Annotated in this window: 21 protein-coding genes; 8 read left to right on the forward strand and 13 right to left on the reverse strand. The window is 61.2% G+C overall.

Annotated elements, in window-relative coordinates:
• Positions 1-404 precede the first annotated feature (404 nt).
• The gene (gene bioB, locus HF327_RS01800) at positions 405-1,400 is read left to right on the forward strand and encodes a biotin synthase BioB (RefSeq protein ID WP_236024013.1); all 996 of its coding nucleotides are present in this window, start codon (positions 405-407) and stop codon (positions 1,398-1,400) included.
• A 181-nt stretch (positions 1,401-1,581) separates the two neighbouring features.
• Positions 1,582-2,559, forward strand: coding sequence for a porin (locus tag HF327_RS01805; RefSeq protein WP_169106604.1), 978 nt, complete (start codon positions 1,582-1,584; stop codon positions 2,557-2,559).
• Between the two features lie 49 nt (positions 2,560-2,608).
• On the opposite strand, the gene alr is transcribed toward HF327_RS01805, so the two are convergent.
• The gene (alr, locus tag HF327_RS01810; protein ID WP_169106605.1) at positions 2,609-3,715 is read right to left on the reverse strand and encodes an alanine racemase; all 1,107 of its coding nucleotides are present in this window, start codon (positions 3,713-3,715) and stop codon (positions 2,609-2,611) included.
• A gap of 133 nt (positions 3,716-3,848) precedes the next feature.
• On the opposite strand from alr, the gene lplT reads away from it, so the two are divergent.
• Both lplT and HF327_RS01820 read left to right on the forward strand, forming a co-directional pair.
• Positions 3,849-5,150, forward strand: a complete 1,302-nt coding sequence (lplT, locus tag HF327_RS01815) for a lysophospholipid transporter LplT (protein WP_169106606.1) — start codon at positions 3,849-3,851, stop codon at positions 5,148-5,150.
• A gap of 79 nt (positions 5,151-5,229) precedes the next feature.
• Complete coding sequence (locus HF327_RS01820; RefSeq protein ID WP_169106607.1) at positions 5,230-6,120, forward strand: DMT family transporter; 891 nt, start codon at positions 5,230-5,232, stop codon at positions 6,118-6,120.
• Between the two features lie 94 nt (positions 6,121-6,214).
• Here HF327_RS01820 and HF327_RS01825 read toward each other — a convergent pair whose 3' ends face one another.
• The 8 genes from HF327_RS01825 to HF327_RS01860 form a co-directional block, all read right to left on the reverse strand.
• On the reverse strand, positions 6,215-6,730 hold the full coding sequence (locus tag HF327_RS01825) for an AmiS/UreI family transporter (RefSeq protein ID WP_169106608.1): 516 nt from the start codon (positions 6,728-6,730) through the stop codon (positions 6,215-6,217).
• A 151-nt stretch (positions 6,731-6,881) separates the two neighbouring features.
• Positions 6,882-7,457 carry a hypothetical protein gene (locus tag HF327_RS01830; RefSeq protein ID WP_169106609.1) on the reverse strand — a complete coding sequence of 192 codons (576 nt, stop codon included), beginning with the start codon at positions 7,455-7,457 and terminating at the stop codon, positions 6,882-6,884.
• A gap of 131 nt (positions 7,458-7,588) precedes the next feature.
• Complete coding sequence (locus HF327_RS01835; RefSeq protein WP_169106610.1) at positions 7,589-8,320, reverse strand: ProQ/FinO family protein; 732 nt, start codon at positions 8,318-8,320, stop codon at positions 7,589-7,591.
• A gap of 89 nt (positions 8,321-8,409) precedes the next feature.
• Positions 8,410-9,663: a glycolate oxidase subunit GlcF gene (gene glcF / locus HF327_RS01840; RefSeq protein WP_169106611.1), complete on the reverse strand. Its 1,254-nt coding sequence runs from the start codon at positions 9,661-9,663 to the stop codon at positions 8,410-8,412.
• A gap of 16 nt (positions 9,664-9,679) precedes the next feature.
• A complete protein-coding gene (glcE, locus tag HF327_RS01845; RefSeq protein ID WP_169106612.1) occupies positions 9,680-10,828 on the reverse strand; it encodes a glycolate oxidase subunit GlcE in 1,149 nt (382 codons plus the stop codon).
• Positions 10,829-10,974: 146 nt separating this feature from the next.
• Positions 10,975-12,327, reverse strand: coding sequence for an ammonium transporter (gene amt, locus HF327_RS01850; RefSeq protein WP_169106613.1), 1,353 nt, complete (start codon positions 12,325-12,327; stop codon positions 10,975-10,977).
• Between the two features lie 40 nt (positions 12,328-12,367).
• On the reverse strand, positions 12,368-12,706 hold the full coding sequence (glnK, locus tag HF327_RS01855; protein ID WP_099739816.1) for a P-II family nitrogen regulator: 339 nt from the start codon (positions 12,704-12,706) through the stop codon (positions 12,368-12,370).
• A 17-nt stretch (positions 12,707-12,723) separates the two neighbouring features.
• Complete coding sequence (locus tag HF327_RS01860) at positions 12,724-13,476, reverse strand: TorF family putative porin (protein ID WP_169106614.1); 753 nt, start codon at positions 13,474-13,476, stop codon at positions 12,724-12,726.
• A 355-nt stretch (positions 13,477-13,831) separates the two neighbouring features.
• Here HF327_RS01860 and HF327_RS01865 point away from each other — a divergent pair, with 355 nt between their 5' ends.
• From HF327_RS01865 to HF327_RS01880, 4 genes are all read left to right on the forward strand, one after another.
• A complete protein-coding gene (locus HF327_RS01865) occupies positions 13,832-15,373 on the forward strand; it encodes a YifB family Mg chelatase-like AAA ATPase (protein ID WP_169106685.1) in 1,542 nt (513 codons plus the stop codon).
• Between the two features lie 100 nt (positions 15,374-15,473).
• Entirely contained in the window at positions 15,474-16,664 is a 1,191-nt protein-coding gene (locus HF327_RS01870) for a YbfB/YjiJ family MFS transporter (protein WP_198460377.1), read from the forward strand.
• Positions 16,665-16,682: 18 nt separating this feature from the next.
• Positions 16,683-17,753 (forward strand): NAD(P)H-dependent flavin oxidoreductase, encoded by a 1,071-nt coding sequence (locus tag HF327_RS01875; RefSeq protein ID WP_169106615.1) that lies wholly within the window; start codon positions 16,683-16,685, stop codon positions 17,751-17,753.
• A 129-nt stretch (positions 17,754-17,882) separates the two neighbouring features.
• Positions 17,883-18,740, forward strand: coding sequence for an SDR family NAD(P)-dependent oxidoreductase (locus HF327_RS01880; protein ID WP_169106616.1), 858 nt, complete (start codon positions 17,883-17,885; stop codon positions 18,738-18,740).
• A gap of 6 nt (positions 18,741-18,746) precedes the next feature.
• On the opposite strand, the gene HF327_RS01885 is transcribed toward HF327_RS01880, so the two are convergent.
• Genes HF327_RS01885 through HF327_RS01900 form a run of 4 tightly spaced genes read right to left on the reverse strand, consistent with a single transcriptional unit; the run spans position 18,747 to position 22,833 of the window.
• Entirely contained in the window at positions 18,747-19,379 is a 633-nt protein-coding gene (locus tag HF327_RS01885) for a GIY-YIG nuclease family protein (protein WP_169106617.1), read from the reverse strand.
• A gap of 21 nt (positions 19,380-19,400) precedes the next feature.
• The gene (locus HF327_RS01890) at positions 19,401-20,171 is read right to left on the reverse strand and encodes an ABC transporter ATP-binding protein (protein WP_328701751.1); all 771 of its coding nucleotides are present in this window, start codon (positions 20,169-20,171) and stop codon (positions 19,401-19,403) included.
• Positions 20,168-20,929 carry an ABC transporter ATP-binding protein gene (locus HF327_RS01895; RefSeq protein WP_169106619.1) on the reverse strand — a complete coding sequence of 254 codons (762 nt, stop codon included), beginning with the start codon at positions 20,927-20,929 and terminating at the stop codon, positions 20,168-20,170. The genes HF327_RS01890 and HF327_RS01895 overlap by 4 nt, the downstream gene beginning before the upstream one ends.
• Positions 20,926-22,833, reverse strand: coding sequence for an ABC transporter permease (locus HF327_RS01900; RefSeq protein ID WP_169106620.1), 1,908 nt, complete (start codon positions 22,831-22,833; stop codon positions 20,926-20,928). The genes HF327_RS01895 and HF327_RS01900 overlap by 4 nt, the downstream gene beginning before the upstream one ends.
• Positions 22,834-22,863 lie beyond the last annotated feature (30 nt).

The raw sequence follows: 22,863 nt of genomic DNA on the forward strand, positions 1-22,863 counted from the left end.
AACGATTTGCGTGCCCTTTTTTGCTTTCTGAACGGAAAAAACCGTTGAAAACGCGATTTTTTGTCGCCATCGTCGCTCTTTGTCGGTGATTTTTGAATGGGTGCGAGCTTTGAATGCTGAGAGTTGGCAGCACAAGCGTTGCAATTGCTGCAAGTTATCGGCGGTTGCTCTGAAAAATGTTGAATCGGCTTCTAAGTTTGCGCAACTTGCCTGCAAAGATGATGCATCTTTCGGCAACGTCGGATGCTGCGACTATTTGCATGTAGCCTCTGTAAGACATTGATTTTTTTGACCAGAATGCGCTGTATTCCCCCGATTGAGGAGAGACAGCCATGTCCTATAACGAGTCCGATACCCCTGTGCATGCCGGCGAGGTGCGAGCCGCAGCAGCCTCCGCCCAGACCATGCACTGGCATGCGCCCGCCAAGGGCAATGCCCTGCCAGAGCCGCAGCGCTGGCCCGTGGAGGCGGTGCAGCAACTGCTGGACATGCCCTTTATGGATCTGCTGCACCAGGCCCAGACCGTGCACCGTGAACACTGGCCTGCGGGCGAGATTGAGCTGGCTACGCTGCTGTCGGTGAAGACCGGCGGCTGCCCCGAGAACTGTGGCTACTGCCCCCAGTCTGCGGAGTTTGATACGGGAGTGAAGGCGGAAAAGCTGATGAGCGTGGAGGAAGTCACCCGCGCCGCCAAGGCCGCGCAGGATGCGGGCGCCACGCGTTTTTGCATGGGGGCCGCCTGGCGTGCGCCCAAGGACCGCGACATCGAAAAGATGAACGAGCTGATTGGCGCCGTAAAGGGGCTGGGCATGCAGACCTGCGCCACGCTGGGCATGCTGCAGCCACATCAGGCCGAGTCCTTGCGTGATGCGGGGCTGGACTACTACAACCACAACCTCGACACCGCGCCTGAGTACTACAAGGACGTTGTCAGCACCCGCCAGTACCAGGACCGTCTGGATACGCTGGCAGCGGTGCGCGGCGCGGGCATCAGCGTGTGCTGCGGCGGCATCATCGGCATGGGCGAGACAGAAGTGCACCGCGCAGGCCTGATCGCCCAGCTGGCGAATATGGAGCCTTACCCCGAGTCCGTGCCCATCAACAGCCTGGTGCCCGTGCCCGGCACGCCGCTGGCAGACAGCGACCCGGTGGACCCACTCGACTTTGTGCGCGTGATTGCCGTGGCCCGCATCACCATGCCCAAGGCGCGCGTGCGCCTTTCTGCAGGCCGTCAGCAACTGGGCGAGGCGGTGCAGACCCTGTGCTTTATGGCGGGTGCCAATTCCATCTTTTATGGTGACAAGTTGCTCGTCACCGGCAACCCCGATGTGGAAGCCGACACCACGCTGATGCGCAAGCTGGGCCTCAAAGGCCTAAAAACTGCGCAGGCACAGGCCTGATCTATCAAATTTGATAGCTGCTAGCGCCTGATGAATAAGCGCTAGAAGCCTTTTCTATTTAAAAAACGTTCGCTGCTGCTTGATGGCACCAGCGGCGTTGCGGCGTGCCCTGATGCAGATGTGAGGTCTGCAGGGCGCAGCCTTGCCTGAAAAAACAAGCAATCCCCCAAAGGAATTTCTCATGAATACGTCTACCCGTCTGGCCGCCCTGTGTCTGCTGGCTGCGCCGCTGGGCAGTGCGCTGGCGCAGGACTCCAAAGTGCAGATCAGCGGTTTTCTGGACCTTGGCATGTACCGCGACTTTAGTGGCACGGCCCAGCTGGGCACGATTCAGCGCAGCCACGTGACGTTTTCGGGCGAGGAAGACCTGGGCGGCGGGCTCAAGACCACGTTTCGCCTCAGCCACCGGCTGGAGCTGGATTCGGGCCAGAGCGAAGGCAGCGGGCAAAAGCCGTTCTGGCATGGTGAATCGACGGTGGGCCTCAAGGGTGGCTGGGGCCATGTGCGCATGGGCCGCGCTCTGTCGGCCCTGTGGGCGCATGACTGGAAGTTTGATCCCTGGGGTCACATGAACCGCGTTGCTTCGTCGGCTTGGTACCAGTGGTTTTATTACGTGCCTACCGATCGCGTCAGCAACAACGGCGCGCCGGAGTTTGGCCGTACCAGCAACGGCATCTTCTACGACTCGCCCACCCTTGGCGGCTTTACGCTGCACCTGAGTGGCTCGCCAGAGCGCACGCAAGGCCCAGGCGGCGGCAAGCCTTATGCCGTATCGCTGGAGTATGCGCAGGGCCCGCTGGCGGGAATGCTGGCGTTTGATCGCAATGGCAGTGGCGATCGTGCCTCGTTTGTTGCCGCTAAATATCGCTGGGGTGATACGACCTTGATGACTTCTTATGACGACAGCCGCAGGGCGCAGAATCAGGGACGATCACGCGTGATGTCCGCGGGTGCCACGCACAAGCTGGATGTGCAGACCACGCTCAAGGCCGGCGTGGGCCGCCAGAAGCTCAATGACGACACCCATTTGTTTTATTCGCTGGGGGCGGACTATGCCTTGTCCAAACGCACCATCTTGTACGCCAACCTCGGACACCAGAGGCCTGAGCACAAGGCTTCTAAGACGTCCTTTGGCGTAGGCATGTCGCACGCCTTCTAAATAAAAAGCCGCTGTGATTGCAGCGGCTTTTTGCGGGGATGGGGCGGGCTTATTTGCCCGCGCCTTCCACCACCTTGGGTACACGCGGGGCAACGGCGCACATCAGCTCATAGGCGAGCGTACCGGCGGCAGCGGCCACCTCGTCAATGGGCAGCACGGTGCCATTGCTGGCCCGGCCCCACAGCGTGACTTCGCTGCCTATCCTGGCTTTGGGCACGGGGGTTAGGTCCACGGCCAGCATGTCCATGCTGACACGGCCCAGTGTGCGGGTGCGCACGCCATCCACCAGCACCGGCGTGCCTGTGGGGCAAACGCGGGGGTAGCCATCTGCATAGCCGCAAGCCACCACGCCAAGGCGCAGGGGCTCTGTGCATTCAAAGCGCGAGCCGTAGCCCACGGTATCGCCCGCATGCAGCTCCTGTGTGGCGATGATTCTGGATGACAGCGTCATGGTCGGCTCAAGCCCCCAGTGCGCCGCATCATGGGTAGGGAAGTCGGGCGAGCTGCCGTAGAGCACGATGCCGGGGCGAACCCAGTCGCAGCGCACATCGCCCTCGTCGCCGTGCAGCAAGGTGGCGGCGCTGTTGCTGATGCTGCGCTCGCCGGGCAGGTCCAGCGTAGTTGCGTGGAAGACCTGCAACTGATGATCCACACCATGGTCCGCATCGGCGTCGCTAAAGTGGGTCATGAAGGAAATTTCATCGACTTGAGTCAGCGCGTTCAGGCGGGCATATGCCGCACGAAAACGCTCGGGTGTAAAGCCCAGCCGGTTCATGCCGCTGTTCAGCTTGAGGAAGACGCGGTGACCGATCTGGGTCTTGTGCGCGGCCAGCCAGTCGATCTGCTCGTCGCAGTGCACGGCATGCCACAGGCCCAGACGCGAGCACAGCTCAAGATCACGCGGCTCGAACACGCCTTCCAGCAGCAAAATAGGGCCGCGCCAGCCCAGATTGCGCACGCGCTGGGCCTCATCAAGGTCCAGCATGGCAAAGCCATCCGTCGCCCGCAGGCCCTCGAATACGTTCTCGATACCGTGGCCATAAGCGTTGGCTTTGATCACAGACCACAATTTGGCATCGGGGACAGCTTGCTGAACCCGCTCCAGATTGTGGCGAACGGCTTCAGGATGGATGGTGGCAATAATGGGACGGGGCATGGTTTTTCTCAATCAGACCTATGGGATTCTGGCACTGTCAGCCCAAGCCTGCGTGATATAACCGCCAGTCACTTGCCACAGGGTCTCTTATTTACTCGGCATCGGTCCAGCCGGTGCCAGTTACAGCTAATTCATGAAGCGCGGTTTCTACACCATCATGTCGGCGCAGTTTTTCAGCTCGCTGGCAGACAACGCCTTGTTTGTGACCGCTGTTGAGCTGTTGCGTGCCAATGGTGCTCCTGAATGGCAGCGTGCTGCCCTGGTGCCCATGTTCGCCCTGTTCTATGTGGTTCTGGCGCCTTTCGTCGGCGCATTTGCCGACGCATTGCCCAAGGGCCGGGTCATGCTCATCAGCAACGCCATCAAGGTGGTCGGCTGTCTGATGATGCTCTTTGGTCATCACCCCCTGATTGCCTATGCGGTCATCGGGCTGGGTGCGGCGGCTTATTCGCCGGCCAAATACGGCATCCTGACGGAGCTGCTGCCGGCTTCCCAGTTGGTCAAGGCCAATGGCTGGATTGAGGGGCTGACCATCACCTCCATCATTCTGGGCGTGCTGGTGGGAGGGCAGCTGGTCGGGCCGACCATCTCTCACCACCTGCTGAACTTTGACTTCCCGTATTTAGACACCGGCGTGGATACGCCTGCCGAAGCCGCAATTGCCGTGCTGATCCTGATCTATGCGGTGGCGGCCTGGTTCAATCTGCATATCCCGCTGACCGGCGTGACAATGCGCCCGCTGCGTGAAGACCCGAACAAGAGCCTGCTTGGCAATTTGATGGGCCTGCTGCCTGACTTCTGGATCTGCAGCAAGCGCCTGTGGTCGGACAAGCTGGGCCAGATCTCGCTGTCCACCACCACCCTGTTCTGGGGCGCTTCGGGCAATCTGCGCTACATCGTGCTGGCCTGGGGCGCAGCGGCACTGGGTTACAGCACCACGCAGGCATCGGCACTGGTGGGCGTGGTCGCAATTGGTACGGCTGTGGGGGCGGTACTGGCTTCCATGCGCATGCGACTGGATAACGCCACGCGCGTCATTCCCATGGGCGTGCTCATGGGCGTGCTCGTGGTCAGCATGATTTACATCGACAACCTCTGGGTGGCCGTGCCTTTCCTCATCCTGCTAGGGGGGCTGGGCGGCTTTCTGGTGGTGCCCATGAACGCGCTGCTGCAGCACCGCGGCCACAACCTCATGGGTGCGGGTCGCTCGATTGCGGTGCAGAACTTCAACGAGCAACTGGCCATTCTGGCCATGGGCGGCTTCTACAGCCTGTCCACCAAGATGGGACTGTCGGCATTTGGTGCCATTACCGTGTTCGGCTTGCTGGTGGCGGGCACCATGGTGCTGATTGGTCTGTGGCACTTGAATAACCGCAAAAAACACCCCGCCGAGCTGGAAAAACTGCTGGAAGTCGCCCGCCGCGACTGCCACTGAAATCCGCAGCCATGCGGCTGCATTGAATCAAAATTGATAGCTTCTAGCGCTTTATATATAAGCGTTAGAAGCATTTTTTATGCATAGTCCACTACCCATCGTCGCCCTGCTGCTCAATGCCTTCATCTGGGGGCTGTCATGGTGGCCGTTTCGCCTCATGCACGATGCGGGTCTGCACCCGCTGTGGGCCACGGCATTCATGTATGCGCTGGTGCTGCTTGGCCTGATCACGCTGCGCCCCGGCGCGCTCAAGCTGGCCTGGCAGTACCCGGTGTTGCTGCTTCTGGCAGCCAGTTCTGGTCTGAACAACGTGGCCTTCAACTGGGCCGTGACCGTGGGTGACGTGGTGCGCGTCATCCTGCTGTTCTATCTCATGCCCGCATGGGCGGTGTTGCTGGCCTGGAAGCTGCTGGGCGAGCGCCCGACACCCATGGCCTTGCTGCGACTGCTGCTGGCCTTTAGCGGCGTGGTGCTGGTGCTCTTGCCTGCCGATGCGTCATTGAGCGGGTTGTTTGCAGGCCTGTCGCTGGCCGATGCGTTAGCCGTGTTTGGCGGCTTCATGTTTGCGCTGACCAATGTGCTGCTGCGCCGTTTTCAGAGCATTCCGGCGCAGGCTCGCATGCTGGCCATGTTTGCAGGTTGCATGAGCATGGGGCTGGTCACGGCGCTGGCGGCCAGCAGCGCGGGCATGGTGCCCGGCTTCCCAGCCTTTGATGTCCACTGGTTAGCGGTGGCACTGGGTCTGGCCGTCTTGCTGGTGCTGGGCAACTGGGCACTGCAGTTTGGTGCGGCCCATCTGCCGTCTGGCGTGACTTCGGTGGTCATGCTGAGCGAGGTGGTGTTTGCCAGCGTTTCTTCGGTGCTCATCGCCCACGAGACGCTCTCGGCACGCACGCTGGCAGGCGGCGCGCTCATCATGGGCGCCGCTCTGCTGGCGGCATGGGGCAGAGCCTCTAAAAAATCCGCTTAACTCGCACCAGAGACACCGAGCAAGGGCTGCCCCGCAGCGAGGATCTTGTCTCCTCCCGAAGAGAGAGGGGGAAGGCGCCAAGCGCCTCAGGGGGTTAAATCAGTTTTTCGGCAAGGATCAGATAGCCGGGCAGCCACCCCGTCAGCACGCCCTGCACAATACACAGCCAGCCGGTGGGGCGCTCAATATTTTTCTTGAGTGCCAGCAGCACAAAGAACAAGCCCCAGAGCACGGCCCATGCGCTCCAGTTGATGCCCATCCACCAGTCAAGCCCCGTTTGGGCGCTTGTCAGAGTGTCCAGCGCCACAGGAATGGCGGTAATGGCGATGAACAGGCTGAACCAGCCCAGGCCACGACCATCCGCGCCGCTGAAGCGATTGAAGGCGACCCAGAGATAGGTAAAGGCGAACAGCAGGGTCAGCGCGCCGTTCTTGACCGATGTGGCATCGGCGGCCGGCCCGAAAATGCTGGCCAACCCTATGCATAGCGAGACCACGCCCGTGAAGATGTTGATGACCCAGATTTCCTTGTCGGCAATCTTGCCCAGCATCCACAGGCCGTTGAGAAACAGCACCGCACCCACGTAAAACAGCGATAAACCCAGCCACATTTTTTTCTCCTGTTGGGCGAGGCAATTCGCGCAAAGTCAGCAAAAAAGCATAAGGGCTGCGCACAGCAATGTGCTGTGAGGTTCCTGATGAGAGCCGGAGATCTTCTGGCAACGGGTCGATTCCGTTGCCCAAGGGATTCTGGGGTGTTGACTATGGCGCTGACTGCGAGTTGCCCGCTAGCTCCGGGAATTGTGCAGAGGAAATCGAGGCAGAAAAAGCGTGTTTGAATTCATACTGCCCAACGTAGGCTGCAGCAATTGCTCCGGTCCAGACGATCCTGAATTGCTGGCTGCCTTGAATGCGTTCAAAGCGAATCTTGTGCTGGGCGACGGCATCATGGCCCAGCAGGTAGATGTGAAAAGCCAGTTCATCCCAGTCCTCGATGGTTTCCGGGTGGGTATCCACCAGCACTTCCAGCCCATCGAGAAACTCGGGCTTGTACTGCTCTATGCGGCAGATGCGAAAACCCTTGTTGCCCCAGAAGGTCGATGACAGGGTGCAAGCGTGATAGTTGTTCCAAGCTGCGGGACTTTCCCAGTCGCTCAGCGCCTGGGTTTCTTCATCTTCGTAGTCGATGTCTCGTTCTGCGTAATAGTCGGCAGATTTCAGGTGCAGATCGAACCAGACCTCACCGTCTACGACCTTGGCCGTCCATGCGAACTCGGCGATGGGATGGCCTTCAGGCCATGGGTTGGCCTGAAAATAAATGCGATCTGTTGGCATCATGAAGAGCTGGAAAATCACGAATCAAGACACCCGTGATTCGGCGTCAATTCGCAGAGTCTATGACACCGTCATATCGATGGCCTGCGTCGAGATCGCTCAACAACGCAGGCTATTCATCTGCTCAGGCTACATCAAGCCTTGCTGGCGTTGCGGCGACGGGCGCGCTCCAGCTGCTGGGTCACTTGACGTGGATTCATGCCGTACATCTCGGCAAATTCCTGCTCCGAAGTCTGGCCGCTGAGCTGGAAGGAGCGCAGCAGCGCCTCATCCTTGGCGGCGCGGGCATCGGCTTCGGCCAGTGCATCGGCAACCAGTGCATTGGTCTTTTCGTCACGGCCTTGCACGCGCTCGGCATACTCTTCGCGAGTGAGGCCAGAGGCTTCATAGGCGATGACGATGCGGTTGCGCAGCTTGGGCGTCAGGTCTTCGGGCGTGCGTTGCTGGCGGCGGCGGAAGACTTCAATCAGCGCATGGTGCACATGCTCTGGCAGAGTGGCTTCCACAGGCTGACCGTTCAGGTCATGGCGCTGCTGGCCGCTGGCCATGGCTGCCAGATAGCGGCCGGAGCGTGTGTGCTGCTGCAGTGCGGCCTTCAGCGCCTCTTTTTCCAGCTCGGGGTGAGCGGCCAGCAGGTCTTCAAAAATGCCGCGCTTGAAGGGCACGAGTTGCTCGCCAAACAGGGCAGGGTGCCATTTGGCTAACTGCTCCAGCAAAGGGTTTTGCGGGCGGGCAGCTTGCTGGCCAGCCTGATTGGGCTGGCGGCCCTGGCCGCCACGGCGCGAGCGCGAAGCAGCTTGCTGGTCCTGCGGGTTATTCTGCGGGGTTGCCTGTGGGGCTTGTGGTTCAGACACGATTTCAGTCATGGCAAAGCCCGTGGGCTTGAGGGAGAAAAACCCCTAATCATGCCAGCATTGCAAACTGCAGTGGCAAGCGGGGGTGTCGGGGTGTTCTCTCAGCGACTCGTCAGTGACTGGTCGAGCAGCTCTACCCAGTGCATCACAGGTACCTCGGTGCCGTTTTGCAGGTGCACGATGCAGCCCATGTTGGCAGACAGGATGGCGGCGGGTTTAGTGGGCGCAAAAGGCTCATCCAGTGCGGCAATCTTGCGGTCGCGCAGCTGGTGGGAGATTTCGGGTTGCAGCACCGAATAAGTCCCTGCCGAGCCGCAGCACAGGTGGGATTCGGTACGCGCCACGCGCACGTCAAAGCCTAACTCGCGCAAAGCACCTTCCACGCCGCCGCGCAGCTTCTGACCGTGTTGCAGTGTGCAGGGCGCGTGATAGGCCACAGGGGCGCTGGGTGTGCTGATCTGGCCCTTGAGCTGGCTGACCAGCCCGGGCAGCATTTGCGGCAGCAGCTCGCTCAGGTCGCGGGTCAGCGTGCTGATGCGTGCTGCCTTGTCCGCGTACTGGGCATCGTGCCTGAGCAGATGGCCGTATTCCTTGACGGTGGCGCCACAGCCCGAGGCATTCATCACAATGGCCTCGACAGCACCACTTTCCACCAGCGGCCACCAGGCATCGATATTGGCGCGCATCTGCGCCTTGCCGCCTTCCTGGTCGTTGAGGTGAAACTTCACCGCGCCGCAGCAACCGGCGTTGCCCGCAATCACGGTCTGTACGCCGGCCGCATCCAGCACGCGGGCCGTGGCGTAGTTGATGCGCGGCATCATCGCGGGCTGCACGCAACCCGCCAGCAGCAGTACCTTGCGGGCATGTTCACGGATGGGCCAGACACCGGTCTCCTGCGCTGCGGGAATTTTCTCAGCCAGCGATGCCGGTAGCAGGCCCTTTACAGCCCGGCCTGCTTTCAAGGCGGGAGCGAACAGAGGCGACGTCATGCCTTCCTTGAGCAGCCAGCGTTGCAGTTTTTCGCCCGCAGGGCGCGGCACCTGCTCATCCACAATCTTGCGGCCAATATCGACCAGATGGCCGTACTGCACACCGCTGGGGCAGGTGGATTCGCAGTTGCGGCAAGTCAGGCAGCGATCCAGGTGCTGCTGTGTGGAGCGCGTGGGGGTCTGGCCTTCCAGCACCTGCTTGATGAGGTAGATGCGGCCGCGCGGTCCATCCAGTTCATCACCTAGCGTCTGATAGGTGGGGCAGGTGGCAGTGCAAAAGCCGCAGTGCACGCATTTGCGCAAAATGGCTTCGGCCTCCAGCCCTTCGGGTGTGGCGCGGTATTCGGGGGCGAGATTGGTTTGCATGGGTTGACTCCTGTTCTTACCAATTCGCCGACAGTCGGCCCACGTTGAGAATGCCCGCCGGGTCAAATGCCTGCTTGAGCCGGGCATGCAGCAGGGCCGATGTGCGGCCTGCCGCACTTCTTTGTGCGTGGGCATCAAAATCGCTTGTAGCGCTTATCTGATTTGTGCTTTCAGCTCTTAAAAGCGAAGCAGAACCGCCTGCTGCATGGGCTAGTTGCTGCAATGCCCCCGCGGACGAACGCGGTGCCTGCACCCAGCGCTGCGCGCCATGCCAGTCGATGAACGGGCCTTTGGCCTCGGGCGGCAACTGCAGCGGCGCGGTGGTCGCGGGGACCGACAAACGCCACAGACAATGCTCGGCAGCGCGCTGCTGAAACCATGGCAGGCTCAGGTCGCGGCTAGCGCTCCAGTCTGCGGCCACGGTATCGCTGTCCAGCCGCTCGCCGCCCAGGCGCAAGATGGCGGCCTGTACGGCAGCACGCGCACCGCGCAGGCGCAGGTACAGCGTGCCTTTGCCATCTTCCTCCAGCCAATTGCTGGCGTTCAGCGGAAGGGGCTGGCCGCCCCAGTGGTTGAGCCAGTCCAGCGCCTGCTGCTGGCTGCAGCTGTCAAAGCGCAGTGTGGCTTCGGCCGGTGCCACGGGCAGCACTTTGAGGCTGACCTCGGTCATCACCCCCAGCGTGCCCCAGCTGCCTGCCATGAGGCGGGATACGTCGTAGCCCGCGACGTTCTTCATGACCTGGCCGCCATAGCGCAGTACTTCGCCCTGGCCGTTGATCATCTCCAGCCCCAGCACAAAGTCTCGCACCGCTCCCACATTGGCGCGTGATGGACCGGACAGGCCTGCGGCCACCATGCCGCCCACAGTGCTGGCTGCGCCAAAGTGCGGTGGCTCAAAGGCCAGACACTGGCCTTGGGCTGCCAGCAGGGCCTCCAGCTCAGCCAGCGGTGTGCCGGCCAGAGCGGTGGCGACCAGCTCGCTGGGCTCGTAACTGACGATGCCGTTGAGTGTGTGTGTAGAAAGTGGCTCGCCTTGCAGGCGCAGGCCATAGAAGTCTTTGCTGCCGCCACCGCAGATGCGCAGAGGGGTCTTGTCACTGGCAGCGGCGCGTATGCGGTCGCTGATGTCTTTGATGGGGCGGGTGGCTGAATCCATGGCTTGCATGGTAGCTGGGCTCCCTGCTTGTCAGCGATGCATCGCTTTTGATTTTTTTGAAAAGCAGGTGTGAATAAAAAAGCCCCGCAGCTTGCACTGCGGGGCAACGTAATGAAACTGAACCAGTGGAAAGAAGCGGCTAGCGCCTCTGGGGGTTAACGTGTATAGGCGACTTCTCCATGCGAGGTGATGTCCAGACCCTGGCGTTCCGACTCTTCGGAGACACGCAGGCCCACTGTCAGATCTGCAATCTTGTAGGCGACGAAGGAGACAACACCCGACCAAACGATGGTCACCAGCACGCTCTCGACCTGCACCCACACTTGGTGTGCCATGTTGTAGCCTTCGGGTTCGATACCGCCCAGACCCTTGGCGCAGAACACGCCGGTCAGGATGGCACCCAGAATCCCGCCCACTCCGTGCACGCCGAAGACGTCGCAGACATCGTCCACCTTCAGCAGGCGCTTCAGACCCGAAACACCCCACAGGCACAGAGGGCCGGCGATGATGCCCATGACGATCGAGCCCATGGGGCCGACAAAGCCAGCGGCAGGCGTGATCGTCACCAGACCCGCCACCGCACCCGAGGCCGCACCCAGCATTGAAGCCTTGCCGCGGTGCAGCGCTTCAGCGGTAATCCAGGCAATGGCGGCTGCGCCAGTGGCCAGAATGGTGTTGATGAAGGCCAGACCCGCAATGCCGTTGGCGGCACCGGCAGAGCCGGCGTTGAAGCCGAACCAGCCCACCCACAGCAGGGATGCACCCACCATGGTCAGCGTCAGGCTGTGGGGTGGCAGGGCTTCTTTTCCAAAGCCAATGCGCTTGCCCAGCATGTAGGCACCGACCAGACCGGCGACAGCGGCGTTGATGTGCACCACGGTGCCACCGGCAAAGTCCAGCGCGCCATCGGCACCCAGCAAACCACCGCCCCACACCATGTGTGCCATGGGGATGTAGCTGAAGGTGAACCACAGCACGGAGAAGATGATCACGGCCGCGAACTTGATGCGCTCGGCAAAGGCTCCCACGATCAGCGCCACGGTGATGGCGGCGAAGGTGGACTGGAAGGCCACGAACACATACTCGGGAATGGTCTTGAGCATGGACGACAGCGTGTCAGGCGTGATGCCCATGAGAAACAGCTTGTCGAAGTTGGCGAAGAACTTGCCTTCGCCACCAAAGGCCAGCGAGTAGCCGTAGATGGCCCACAGCACGGTGATCAGCGAGAAGATCACAAACACCTGTGCCAGCACAGACAACATGTTCTTGCTGCGCACCAGACCGCCGTAGAACAGCGCCAGGCCGGGGATGACCATCAATATCACCAGCATGGTCGAGGTCAGCATCCAGGCGGTGTCGCCTGCGCTCAGGGTCGGCACCGCTTCGACTGCCGCAGCGACCGCAGGGGCGGCGGCGGTGGCAGCAGTTGCAGCTTCCTGTGCAAAACCAGTTGCACCGGCTGCCAGCAGACCTAATCCAAGGCCTGCACTTAAAAGTTTTTTGGTCATGGCAATCTTTCTAAAACGGGTTCCAGAGCGGCGGTGGCCTTTACAGGGCCGAGTCGCCGGTTTCTCCTGTGCGGATGCGGATTGATTGCTCCAGCGCCTGAACAAAAATCTTGCCGTCACCGATCTTGCCGGTGCGGGCTGCGCCTTCAATGGCCTCGATGGCTGCGTCCACCATGTCGTCGGCAATCGCGGCTTCAATCTTCAGCTTGGGCAGAAAGTCCACGACATACTCCGCGCCGCGGTACAGCTCGGTGTGGCCCTTCTGGCGACCAAAGCCTTTGACTTCGGTCACGGTGATGCCTTGCACACCGATTTGGGAAAGAGCTTCACGCACTTCGTCGAGCTTGAAGGGTTTGATGATGGCAGTCACCATTTTCATGACGGACTCCTGAAAAATTAAAAAGTCTTGGAGAGCGTCAAAATCAGACGCGCCTTGTTTACATCGCCAAAGTAGGCTTTCTTGTTGGCGCCAGCCACTGCGGCTGCTGCGGTGAAACCGTCGCCCAGGTCATAGGCACCGCCGACGCTGTAATCCACATAGTTGGGTACACCCAGGTCTTTGATATCGCTGGAGAAATGCGTGTAACCAACTGCAGCTTTCAGTGTTACCTTGGGCATGACTTCCTGGCTGTAGGAGAACTGCAAATAACCGCTGTTGCGACCCTTCAGGCCCGAGCCAGCCTTGGCACCCGCCCAGCCGAAATAGTCCTTGGACACGGTGTGCGAGTACTTGGCCGTGAATGGACCGTAGGTGCCGGAGCCGTAGAGTTCCGTGGTGTTGCCGTTGGCGTTGCCCGAGTACACATAGGTCAGCGCGCCCACGTCCCAGTCCACATCGGCGGCCTTGAACTTGTAGCCACCGTAGAAATCGGTTTCCAGCGAGTTGCCGGGCAGCCAGTCCACGGAGGAGTTCCAGTTGCCGACATAGAAGCCGCTGTCGCCAAACGCGTAGTCAAAACCACCTTGCAGCGCGGGCTTGACGGCCTTGTTGCGGCTGGAGTCCTGATCCTGGCCACGGAACTTGTAGTTGGTCGTCAGCGCCACGTTGGCGGTGAGTTGCGCATGGGCCCACAGGGGGGAGATCACGGCGCAGGCCAGGGCGGCAGTCTTGGCGAAAGTCTTGAAACGGCGAGCAGCGGGACTAGGCATTCAGGGTTCCTCCGGTTTGAAAATTCTTTTAGACAATCTTTCAAAGCATGGACCGTGCCAAGTCTTGAGTCAGTGCTGAAAATTCAGATGATTTACGCTGTTTTCGCAATACCGACAGGCGATTGAAGCTATCAATTTAAGAGGGTCGTGGCTCTTGATGCCTATGCCGATGTCATGCACCAAATTGGAGCTGCTTAAATTTTTAGCACCAATGTTTCTTAACGTAAGCCTCTGTGGCTGCACTGTTCTGGTGCAATTCAGGTGAGAAGTGTCCTGCAGGCCATGACCGCAATCTCTGGCGCCCTTGCCACGGCTTGGCGATACTGGTGCATCGCGCTCCATCAACGAGGTGCCTATGGGTCTGGCTCTGGTTCAAAGTCGTGCCCTGCTGGGTTTGCAGGCACCGAGTGTTACGGTTGAAGTCCATCTGGCCAACGGCTTGCCGTCGTTCACGCTGGTGGGTTTGGCGGACATCGAAGTCAAAGAAGCCCGGGAGCGCGTGCGCGCTGCCATCGTGAATGCAGGGCTGGAATTTCCCAACAACAAAAGAATCACCGTCAACCTTGCTCCGGCGGACTTGCCCAAAGACTCCGGCCGGTTTGACTTGCCGATTGCGCTGGGCATTCTGGCCGCCAGCGGGCAGATTGAAGCGGCCAAGCTCGTCGACTATGAGTTTGCCGGCGAGCTGTCTTTGACCGGTGCCCTGCGCCCGGTACGCGGCGCGCTGGCGACAGCGCTGGCTCTGCAACGCCAGCAGCACAACGTGCGGCTGGTGCTGCCGCCCGAAAGTGCGCAGGAAGCGGCGTTTGTTCCTGCTATTGAAGTCTTCAGCGCCCGGCATTTGCTGGATGTGGTCAAGCAGTTCATGGCCCACGATGCGCCGCCACCCCAGGCCGACGAAGAGGCATCGGGTGGCTGGCAGCAGGTGCAGCCCAGACCTGCGGTGGCTGCTCCGTCAGCATTGGACCTGCGCGAAGTGCGCGGCCAGATGCAGGCCAAGCGTGCTCTTGAAATTGCAGCAGCTGGCGCTCATGGGGTCCTGATGATCGGCCCGCCGGGCTCCGGAAAATCCATGCTGGCTCAGCGCTTTGCCGCCTTGCTGCCCGCCATGACCGACGAAGAAGCGCTGGAAGCCGCTGCCATTGCCAGCCTCAGCGGCCGCTTTACGCCAGAGCGATGGCGGCAGCGACCCTTTGCCTCACCCCATCACACAGCCAGCGCTGTGGCGTTGGTCGGCGGTGGCTCTCCCCCTAAGCCGGGCGAGATCTCTTATGCCCATTGCGGGGCGCTGTTTCTGGATGAGCTGCCTGAATTCGCCAGAAGCGCTTTGGAGGCCTTGAGAGAGCCGCTGGAAACCGGGCACATCACCGTGGTACGAGCGGCGCAGCGGGCGGAATTCCCCGCACGCTTTCAGCTGGTCGCGGCCATGAACCCTTGCCCCTGCGGTTATTGGGGCTCACGTGTGCGTGCCTGCCGCTGCACGCCCGATCAGGTCTCGCGCTACCAGGCGCGTATCAGCGGACCGCTGCTCGATCGCATCGATCTGCATGTAGAAGTCGCGGCTCTGCCGCCCCAAGAGCTGCTGGCTGCGCCTGAGGGAGAGAGCAGCACGGAGGTTCAGCAACGCGTCAGCGCGGCGCGTGAAAAGGCGTTGCAGCGCCAGGGCTCGCCCAACCACCAGTTGCATGGCGCTCAGCTGGATGCGCATTTGCAGCTGGAGCCGCAAGCGCTGGCGTTCGCCCACAAAGCCGCCGAGAAGCTGGGCTGGTCGGCACGCGGCACGCACCGGGCCTTGAAAGTAGCGCGAACCATTGCGGATCTGGCGGGGTCAGACGCGATCACGCAGGCGCATGTGGCCGAGGCCTTGCAATACCGCCGAGCCTTGATGCAGAACTAGGCTCTGAGAACATCCACTGAATCATTGGGCATGATGATGTGGCTGCTGCGTTAACGATTGGCATTTGACGCTTGCCGTCCATTTCTACAGGATTGAGTTTGTGATTCAGCGTGAAGAAATTCCTCTTTTACTCACCGGCTTCATGGCCACGCTCAGCGGTGTGGGGCTGGCACGCTTTGCCTATACGGCGTTGATGCCGCAAATGGTGCATGCCGGCTGGTTCAGCGGCGAGCAGGTGGCTTATCTGGGTGCAGCCAATCTGTTGGGCTACTTGATAGGTGCATTGGCCGCCGCGCCACTGGCAGAGCGCATGGGCGCTCTACGCGTGCTGGTGGTTTGCTGGGTTGCCGTGATGCTGAGCTTTGCCGCGTGTAGCTTTCCCCAGCCCATGGCGCTGTTCTTTGTCTGGCGTTTGATCTCCGGCATTGCAGGCGCAGCGCTCATGGTGCTGGGCCCGTCGGTCGCCATGTCAGCCGCCGCTCCCCAGCGACGAGCCACTCTGGGGCCGCTGATGTTTTGCGGCATCGGCGTGGGGGCGTTGCTGGCCGCGACGCTGGTGCCCATGTTTGCGCGCAGCAGCCTGAGTGCCGTGTGGTGGGCGCTGACCGCGCTGTGCGCCGTGGCCCTGTGGTCTGGCTGGCGCGCGGCGCGCCAGATTCATCCCCATGCACCCGTCGCCATTACGCCCACTGCTACTGCTACCGCGGCTGTGCCCGCTCGGTCGCTATGGAGTGCGGCGGTCATTCTGGTCTTCCTCGCCTATACCTGCGATGCCTTTGGCTTTGTGCCGCACACCGTGTTCTGGGTGGACTATCTGGACCGTGAGCTGCATCTGGGCGCGGGCTACGCATCCACGCAGTGGGCGTTTTTCGGGCTGGGTGCCACGGCAGGGCCGTTATGTGCTGCCTACTGCGCCACGCGCTGGGGCTGGTGGGGCACGACTACCGGCGCTTACGCCATCAAGGCCGTGGCCATTGGTATGCCGCTGGTCTGGGTGGGCTTTGCTGAGCATGCCGTGTCGGGCTTTCTGGTGGGGGCGCTGTCGCCGGGTATGGCGGCCATCACCTCGGGCTATCTCATGCAATTGATCGGCCCTGCGCAGCACAAAAAAATGTGGGGCTATGCCACGGCAGCCTTTGCGCTGCTGCAGGCCACGGCCGGTTATCTGATGGCCTTTATCTACGCGCAGACCGGCAGCTACCGCAGCCTGTTTGTACTGGGCTGCACGGCGCTGGCGCTGGGCGCGCTGCTGGTGGCCTGCAGCCGTCTTGCACGCAGCGAAACGGTTTGACTTTTGATGAGCAATGCAATGAAAAATACCGCAACATGGATGACCCGTCTGGGTCTGCAGCATCCCATTATTCAGGCCCCCATGGCGGGCACTTCCACACCGCAACTGGCCGCTGCTGTCAGCAATGCTGGCGCATTGGGATCGGTCGGAATTGGCGCTTATGGCGTTGAGCAGGCGCAGCAGCATATTGCGCAGACACAGGCGCTGACCAGCGGCCCGTTCAACGTGAATCTGTTCTGCCACCAGACCGCTGCCTCAGACGTGCAGCGCGAAGCCGCATGGCTTGACTATCTGGCACCAGAGTTTGCACGCCTGGGTGCGCCCCAGCCTGCGGGCCTGCGCCGCATCTACAACTCTGCCGTGGGCAATGCACCGCTGCAAGCCATGGTGCTGGCCCAGAAGCCTGCGGTGGTCAGCTTTCACTTTGGCCTGCCTGAGCAGCAATTTATCGACGCGCTGCGCGCTGCAGGCATCATCACGCTGGCCTGCGCGACCCGTCTGGATGAAGCACGCCAGATCGAGCAGGCTGGCGTGGATGTCATCGTGGCGCAGGGTATGGAGGCGGGCGGCCATCGTGGCAGCTTTGTGCCTGAGGATGACCGGCTGATGGGTACTTTCGCGCTGGTGCAGATTCTGGCGCGCGAATGCTGTCTGCCCGTGGTGGCTGCGGGCGGCATCATGAATGGCGCTGGCATTGCCGCCGCGCTGGAGCTGGGTGCTTGCGCCGTGCAAATGGGCACGGCCTTTATTTTGTGCCCGGAGTCCGCCGCCAGCCCCGCGTATCGCTCGCAGTTGCAGGGGCCGGATGCCCATCACACCGCGATTACGGCCGCCATTTCGGGACGTTCAGCGCGCGGCATGTTCAACCGCCTGCACCAACTGGGCCGCGAGTATGCTCAGCCCTTGCCGGCCTACCCCATGGTTTATGACGCGGGTAAGGCGCTGCATCAGGCGGCAAGTGTGCAAAGCAGCAGCGATTACGCCGCGCACTGGGCGGGTCAGGGCGCTCCGCTGGTGCGAGCCATGCCTGCCGCAGAACTGGTGCAGACGCTGGCTCAGGAATGGCATCAATCACTTCAAAGAATGTAGCTACCTGCGCTTGATTGCATTGCTCAACACCTGATTTTGACTGTGAGTTAACTCTAGTCTGTACAGACGTAGCCAGCAGCCATGGCTTGACCCAGATTCATGCTATCCATAACAAGACGGAGACATGAGATGAGCAAGGCATTGATCTGCGTGGTGACGGGGGCCAGCCGTGGCGTAGGCCGCGGTGTGGCGCTGGCGCTGGGCGCAGCGGGCGCAACGGTGTATGTGACGGGGCGCAGCGTGAAAGAGGGCGACTCGCCCCTGCCTGGCACCGTGGGCCAGACGGCGGCTGATGTGACGGCCGCAGGCGGCACCGGCATTGCCGTGGCCTGTGACCATGGCGACGATGCGCAGGTCGCAGCCCTGTTCGAGCGCGTGCGCCGCGAGCATGGTCGGCTGGACATTCTGGTCAACAGCGCTATTGCCATTCCCGATCAGCTGACCGAAGCCGGCCCGTTCTGGAAAAAGCCGCTGGCCATGACATCTTTGCTCGACGTGGGCCTGCGCTCCAGCTATGTGGCCTGCCATTACGCCGCAGACTTGCTGATTGCGGCGCGGGGTCTGGTGATCCATATCTCTTCCGCAGGCAGTCGCTGCTATATGCATGGCCCGGCTTACGGCGCAGGCAAGGCCGGGGCGGACAAGATGACTTTTGACATGGCCTACGACTTCAAGCCCGAGGGCGTCAGCGTGGTGGCGCTGTGGCCCGGCCTCGTCAAAACCGAGCGCTCAGAGCGGGTGTGCGCGGCAGAGCCCGACAAATACGGCGACAGCTTTGACACGGCCGAAACGCCGCAATTCATTGGCCGCGTGGTGCTGGCCCTGCATGGCGATGCAGATTGCCTGAGCAAGCGCTCTGGCGGCGTGTTCTACACCTCAGAGTTGGCCAGCCAGTACAGTGTGCAGGACATTGATGGTGCCCAGCCCCCATCACCACGTGCCTACTTTGGTGCGCCGCCAGAGTTCTGCCCGGTGGTGGTGGAGTAGGCTGGCTTATTCTGCCTCTAGCTCTGCATACCAGTCTTCATAAATTTCCTGCACGGTCTTATCGTTGAAAGACCAGAAAGGCGACGGCTGTAGAGGGTAGTTTTCAGGAAGGCCGTGCACCTTGCGTGTGGCTGATGTCAGGGAACATTCAATCCCTTCGTGGACCACTGTTTTGGCACCCTGAACAGTCACCTGTGCATCGCCATTTTTATGAATGAGAACGCTGCCAATGGGGATCTGAAGCTCCGTGAAGTCCATGCGTGGGCGGCGCTTTTTCATGCTTTCGGCAGCTTGCAAATCTGCTTTTGTCGCGTCGGCTTCAATGACGCTTTCAACTTCTTGCGTGGCATCTTCCACATGCAGCAATTTGAGGATGGAGATGACGCGATCCGCCTCGATGCGGAAGAACTCCCGGTTGGTGTTGATGCGAACATTTCCGAAGGCGTGATGTAGCGCTTTTTCGACTTCGACTGAATTGGGGACGCGACAGGCAAAAGCACAGTCAAATGGCACGGGAACTCCAGTGCTAAAGAGCTGTTTCATCCGGCCATCGACTTCTTCTAGGGTGGTTCTTCCAATTTTGACAAGCCCCGGCATGGCTGGGTTGGTTAAGACGTACACAATTTGCAGGCCACTCATCAGCGCTTCTCTCTCAATTTTTTAAATACCCAGATACTGCTGGCGCACAGTGGTATTACCCGCCAGCTCGGCCATTGGCGCGTGATGCACGATCTGCCCCTTCTCCAGCACATAGGCGCGGTCTGCCACCACTTCGGCGAACGGCAGGTTTTGCTCGCTGAGCAGGATGCCAATGCCTTGCGCCTTCAATTCCAGAATGGTGCGGGCCATTTGCTCGACGATCAACGGGGCCACGCCTTCAGAGGGCTCATCGAGCAGCACCAGATAGGGTTGCCCCATCAGTGTGCGGGCCACGCTGAGCATTTGCTGCTCGCCCCCGCTCATGCGGCCGCCAAGGCGATCCGGCATTTCACCCAGATTGGGAAAAAGCGTGAACAGCTTCTCGGGCGTCCAGTGCGGCACGGCAGTTCCATCAGGCCATTGGCGCTGCTTCTGGCGGCCGACTTCGAGGTTCTCCAGCACCGTCAGCTCGGTAAAAATGCGGCGGTCTTCGGGCACGTAGCCCAAACCGCGCTGGGCAATCTGGTGCGAGGCTTTTTGAGCGATGGACTTGCCCATGAAGTCCATCTGCCCTTCGCGGCGCGGCACCAGTGCGGCAATGCTTTTGAGTGTGGTGGATTTGCCCGCGCCGTTACGGCCCATCAGGGCCACGACTTCGCCACGGCCCACATTCAGGCTCACGCCGTGCAGGATATGGGCGGCACCATACCAGGCATTCAGGTTATGCATTTCAAGCAATTTATGGATTTGACCTATGTCTATCAAGTGCTTGGTGCTATGGTTTTGATTCACTTTTGCTTCTCCAGGACGAGACCAGTGCCCAGATAGGCTTGCTGTACCCGTTCATCGGCGCGAATCTGCTGCGGCGTGCCTTCCGCCAGCAATTGGCCACGCACCAGCACGGCTACGCGGTCGGCCTGGCCGAACACCACGTCCATGCTGTGCTCGGTAAACAGTACGCCCATCTGGCGCTCTCGTGCAATGCGGCGGGCCAGCTGCATCAGGGCGACGCGCTCGCCGGGAGCCATGCCGGCGGTGGGCTCGTCCATCAGCAGCAACTGGGGTGCAGGGGCCAGCGCCATGGCCAGTTCCACCCGCTTCACATCGCCGTATGCCAGCGCACTGCAAGGGCGGTCGGCCTGCGGCGTCATACCCACTTGCTCCAGCAGGGCCAGCGCCTCAGTGCGGCGGTGATTGGCCGCGCGGGGCCACCAGCTGAAGATTTTTCGGTCTGCTGAAAGCAGCGCCATCTGCACGTTTTCTGCGACAGTGAGCGAGGCAAACGTCTGCGCAATCTGGAAGGTACGGCCCACCCCGCAGCGCCAGATGGTGCGTGGTGGCAAGCCGGTGATGGACTGGCCGTTGAGCAGCACCGCGCCGTTGTCGGGCGCAAGTTGTCCGCCCACCATGTTGAACGTGGTGCTCTTGCCCGCGCCGTTGGGGCCGATGAGCGCCAGCAACTCACCTGCTTGCAGGCTGAACGAGACGTTTTGCACGGCTTTCACGCCGCCAAAGGCTTTGCTGATGTTCCGGATTTGCAGCAGGCTCATGGTAGGGCCTCTGCTTTGTTTTTCAGGGCCATTCGCGCCCACAGTGCCTGCGCATAACCGGCAATCCCCTGCGGTGCCAGCAGCACCAGCACCAGCATGATCACGCCCATCAGCGCGCGCCAGTATTCGGTGTTGCGCGCCACGGTGTCGTGCAGCCAGGTAAAGGCCGCTGCGCCCACCACGGGGCCAGCCAGCGTCTGCACGCCGCCCAGCAGCACCATGACCAGGCCATCCACCGATTTGGTGACGGACAGGGAATCCGGTGCCACGCCGCCCTTGCTGAAGGCGAACAGCGCACCCGCCAAGCCGGCAAACAGGCCGGAGAGGACAAACGCCGTCCATTGCACGCGGCGCACGTCGATGCCAATGGCGTCTGCGCGCAGCGCTGAATCGCGCGTGGCGCGCAAGGCGTAGCCCAGCGGCGAGAACAAGATGCGGCGCAGCAGGTACAGACCGATTGCGCACACGCCCAGAGCCAGCCAGTAAAACGCTGGGCCTTGCGATGCCCATTCAGGGGGCCATACACCTGTCACGCCATTGCTGCCGCCCGTGAAGTTGTCCCACTGAAAGACGATGGCCCAGCTGATCTGGGCAAAGGCCAGCGTCAGCATGGTCAGGTACACGCCCGACAGTCTCACGCAGAACCAGCCGTAGAGCAGGGCACCGGCAGCGGCCACCAGCGGACCCAGCAGCAGCGCGGCTTCCATGGGCAAGTTGAGCTGGCGCACCAGCAGTGCCGCGCCGTAAGCGCCCAGGCCAAAGTAGGCCGCATGACCAAACGAGTGCATGCCGCCGGGGCCGAGGATGAAGTGCAGGCTGGCCGCAAACAGTGCGGCGACAAAGATGTCGGTCAGCAGCACAGTGGTGTAGCTGCCGCCTTCACTCGAAGCCAAAGGCAGCAGCACCAGCGCAGCCAGCAGGGCCAGCCATGCGGCGCTGGCACCACGGCCGGTGGGGCGCAGCGGTTGTTCGGGCTGTCCGCTGCTGCGGGCCAGTGCTTGTGGCTTGCCCAGCAGACCCCAGGGCCGCCAGATCAGCACCACGGCCATGACGAGAAACTCCACCACCAGCGTGAGTTTGGAAAACGAAATTTCAACCCCTGCAATCTCCTGCACACCCAGCCAGATGCACACCGCTTTGAGTTCAGCCACCAGCAGCGCGGCGATGAAGGCACCGGGAATGCTGCCCATGCCGCCCACCACCACGATCACAAAGGCCGCGCCAATGGTGGTCATGTCCATCTCCAAACTGGCGGGCTCGCGCGGCAGTTGCAGCGCACCCGCAAGGCCTGCCAGCAGCGTGCCCAGCGCAAACACGGCGGTAAACAACCACGCCTGATTGACGCCTAAAGCACCCACCATTTCGCGGTCTTGCGTGGCGGCGCGCACCAGCGTGCCAAAGCGGGTTTTGTTGAGTAAAAGGGTCAGACCCAGCAATACGCAAGGGCCAACCGCTATCAAAAACAGATCGTAGGTCGGGAACTGGCGGCCCAGAATTTCCACGGAGCCTTCCATGCCCTGGGCACGCGGGCCGAACAGCTCTTCAGGCCCCCACAGCCACAGCGATGCATCTTTGATGACCAGTACCAGCGCAAACGTGGCCAGCAGCTGGAACAGCTCAGGCGCTGGATAGATGCGACGCAACAACAGCATTTCGGTGAGCGCACCCAGCAGGGCGCAGGCCAGCGGGGCCAGCACCAGCGAGGGCCAGAAGCCGATATGGGGCGAGAGCACATCCACGCTGCTGTACGCGATGAAGGCGCCCAGCATGTAGAACGAGCCGTGGGCAAAGTTGATGGTGCGGGTGACGCCAAAAATCAGCGACAAACCCACAGACACCAAGAACAGTGACGATGCGCTGGCCAGACCATTCAACAATTGGGCCAACAGGCCGGATGCACTCATGCTGCGTAGCTCCTGAAGCTCGACATCGTG

It is taken from the genome of Comamonas suwonensis, assembly GCF_012844455.2.
GTDB lineage: Bacteria > Pseudomonadota > Gammaproteobacteria > Burkholderiales > Burkholderiaceae_C > Comamonas > Comamonas suwonensis.

Excerpts from the sequence above, each read along its gene's own strand:
- bioB (WP_236024013.1), top strand. The coding sequence starts at position 405 with ATGCACTGGCATGCGCCCGCCAAGGGCAATGCCCTGCCAGAGCCGCAG.
- HF327_RS01805 (WP_169106604.1), top strand. The coding sequence starts at position 1,582 with ATGAATACGTCTACCCGTCTGGCCGCCCTGTGTCTGCTGGCTGCGCCG.
- alr (WP_169106605.1), bottom strand. The coding sequence starts at position 3,715 with ATGCCCCGTCCCATTATTGCCACCATCCATCCTGAAGCCGTTCGCCAC.
- lplT (WP_169106606.1), top strand. The coding sequence starts at position 3,849 with ATGAAGCGCGGTTTCTACACCATCATGTCGGCGCAGTTTTTCAGCTCG.
- HF327_RS01820 (WP_169106607.1), top strand. The coding sequence starts at position 5,230 with ATGCATAGTCCACTACCCATCGTCGCCCTGCTGCTCAATGCCTTCATC.
- HF327_RS01825 (WP_169106608.1), bottom strand. The coding sequence starts at position 6,730 with ATGTGGCTGGGTTTATCGCTGTTTTACGTGGGTGCGGTGCTGTTTCTC.
- HF327_RS01830 (WP_169106609.1), bottom strand. The coding sequence starts at position 7,457 with ATGATGCCAACAGATCGCATTTATTTTCAGGCCAACCCATGGCCTGAA.
- HF327_RS01835 (WP_169106610.1), bottom strand. The coding sequence starts at position 8,320 with ATGACTGAAATCGTGTCTGAACCACAAGCCCCACAGGCAACCCCGCAG.
- glcF (WP_169106611.1), bottom strand. The coding sequence starts at position 9,663 with ATGCAAACCAATCTCGCCCCCGAATACCGCGCCACACCCGAAGGGCTG.
- glcE (WP_169106612.1), bottom strand. The coding sequence starts at position 10,828 with ATGCAAGCCATGGATTCAGCCACCCGCCCCATCAAAGACATCAGCGAC.
- amt (WP_169106613.1), bottom strand. The coding sequence starts at position 12,327 with ATGACCAAAAAACTTTTAAGTGCAGGCCTTGGATTAGGTCTGCTGGCA.
- glnK (WP_099739816.1), bottom strand. The coding sequence starts at position 12,706 with ATGAAAATGGTGACTGCCATCATCAAACCCTTCAAGCTCGACGAAGTG.
- HF327_RS01860 (WP_169106614.1), bottom strand. The coding sequence starts at position 13,476 with ATGCCTAGTCCCGCTGCTCGCCGTTTCAAGACTTTCGCCAAGACTGCC.
- HF327_RS01865 (WP_169106685.1), top strand. The coding sequence starts at position 13,832 with ATGGGTCTGGCTCTGGTTCAAAGTCGTGCCCTGCTGGGTTTGCAGGCA.
- HF327_RS01875 (WP_169106615.1), top strand. The coding sequence starts at position 16,683 with ATGAAAAATACCGCAACATGGATGACCCGTCTGGGTCTGCAGCATCCC.
- HF327_RS01880 (WP_169106616.1), top strand. The coding sequence starts at position 17,883 with ATGAGCAAGGCATTGATCTGCGTGGTGACGGGGGCCAGCCGTGGCGTA.
- HF327_RS01885 (WP_169106617.1), bottom strand. The coding sequence starts at position 19,379 with ATGAGTGGCCTGCAAATTGTGTACGTCTTAACCAACCCAGCCATGCCG.
- HF327_RS01895 (WP_169106619.1), bottom strand. The coding sequence starts at position 20,929 with ATGAGCCTGCTGCAAATCCGGAACATCAGCAAAGCCTTTGGCGGCGTG.
- HF327_RS01900 (WP_169106620.1), bottom strand. The coding sequence starts at position 22,833 with ATGAGTGCATCCGGCCTGTTGGCCCAATTGTTGAATGGTCTGGCCAGC.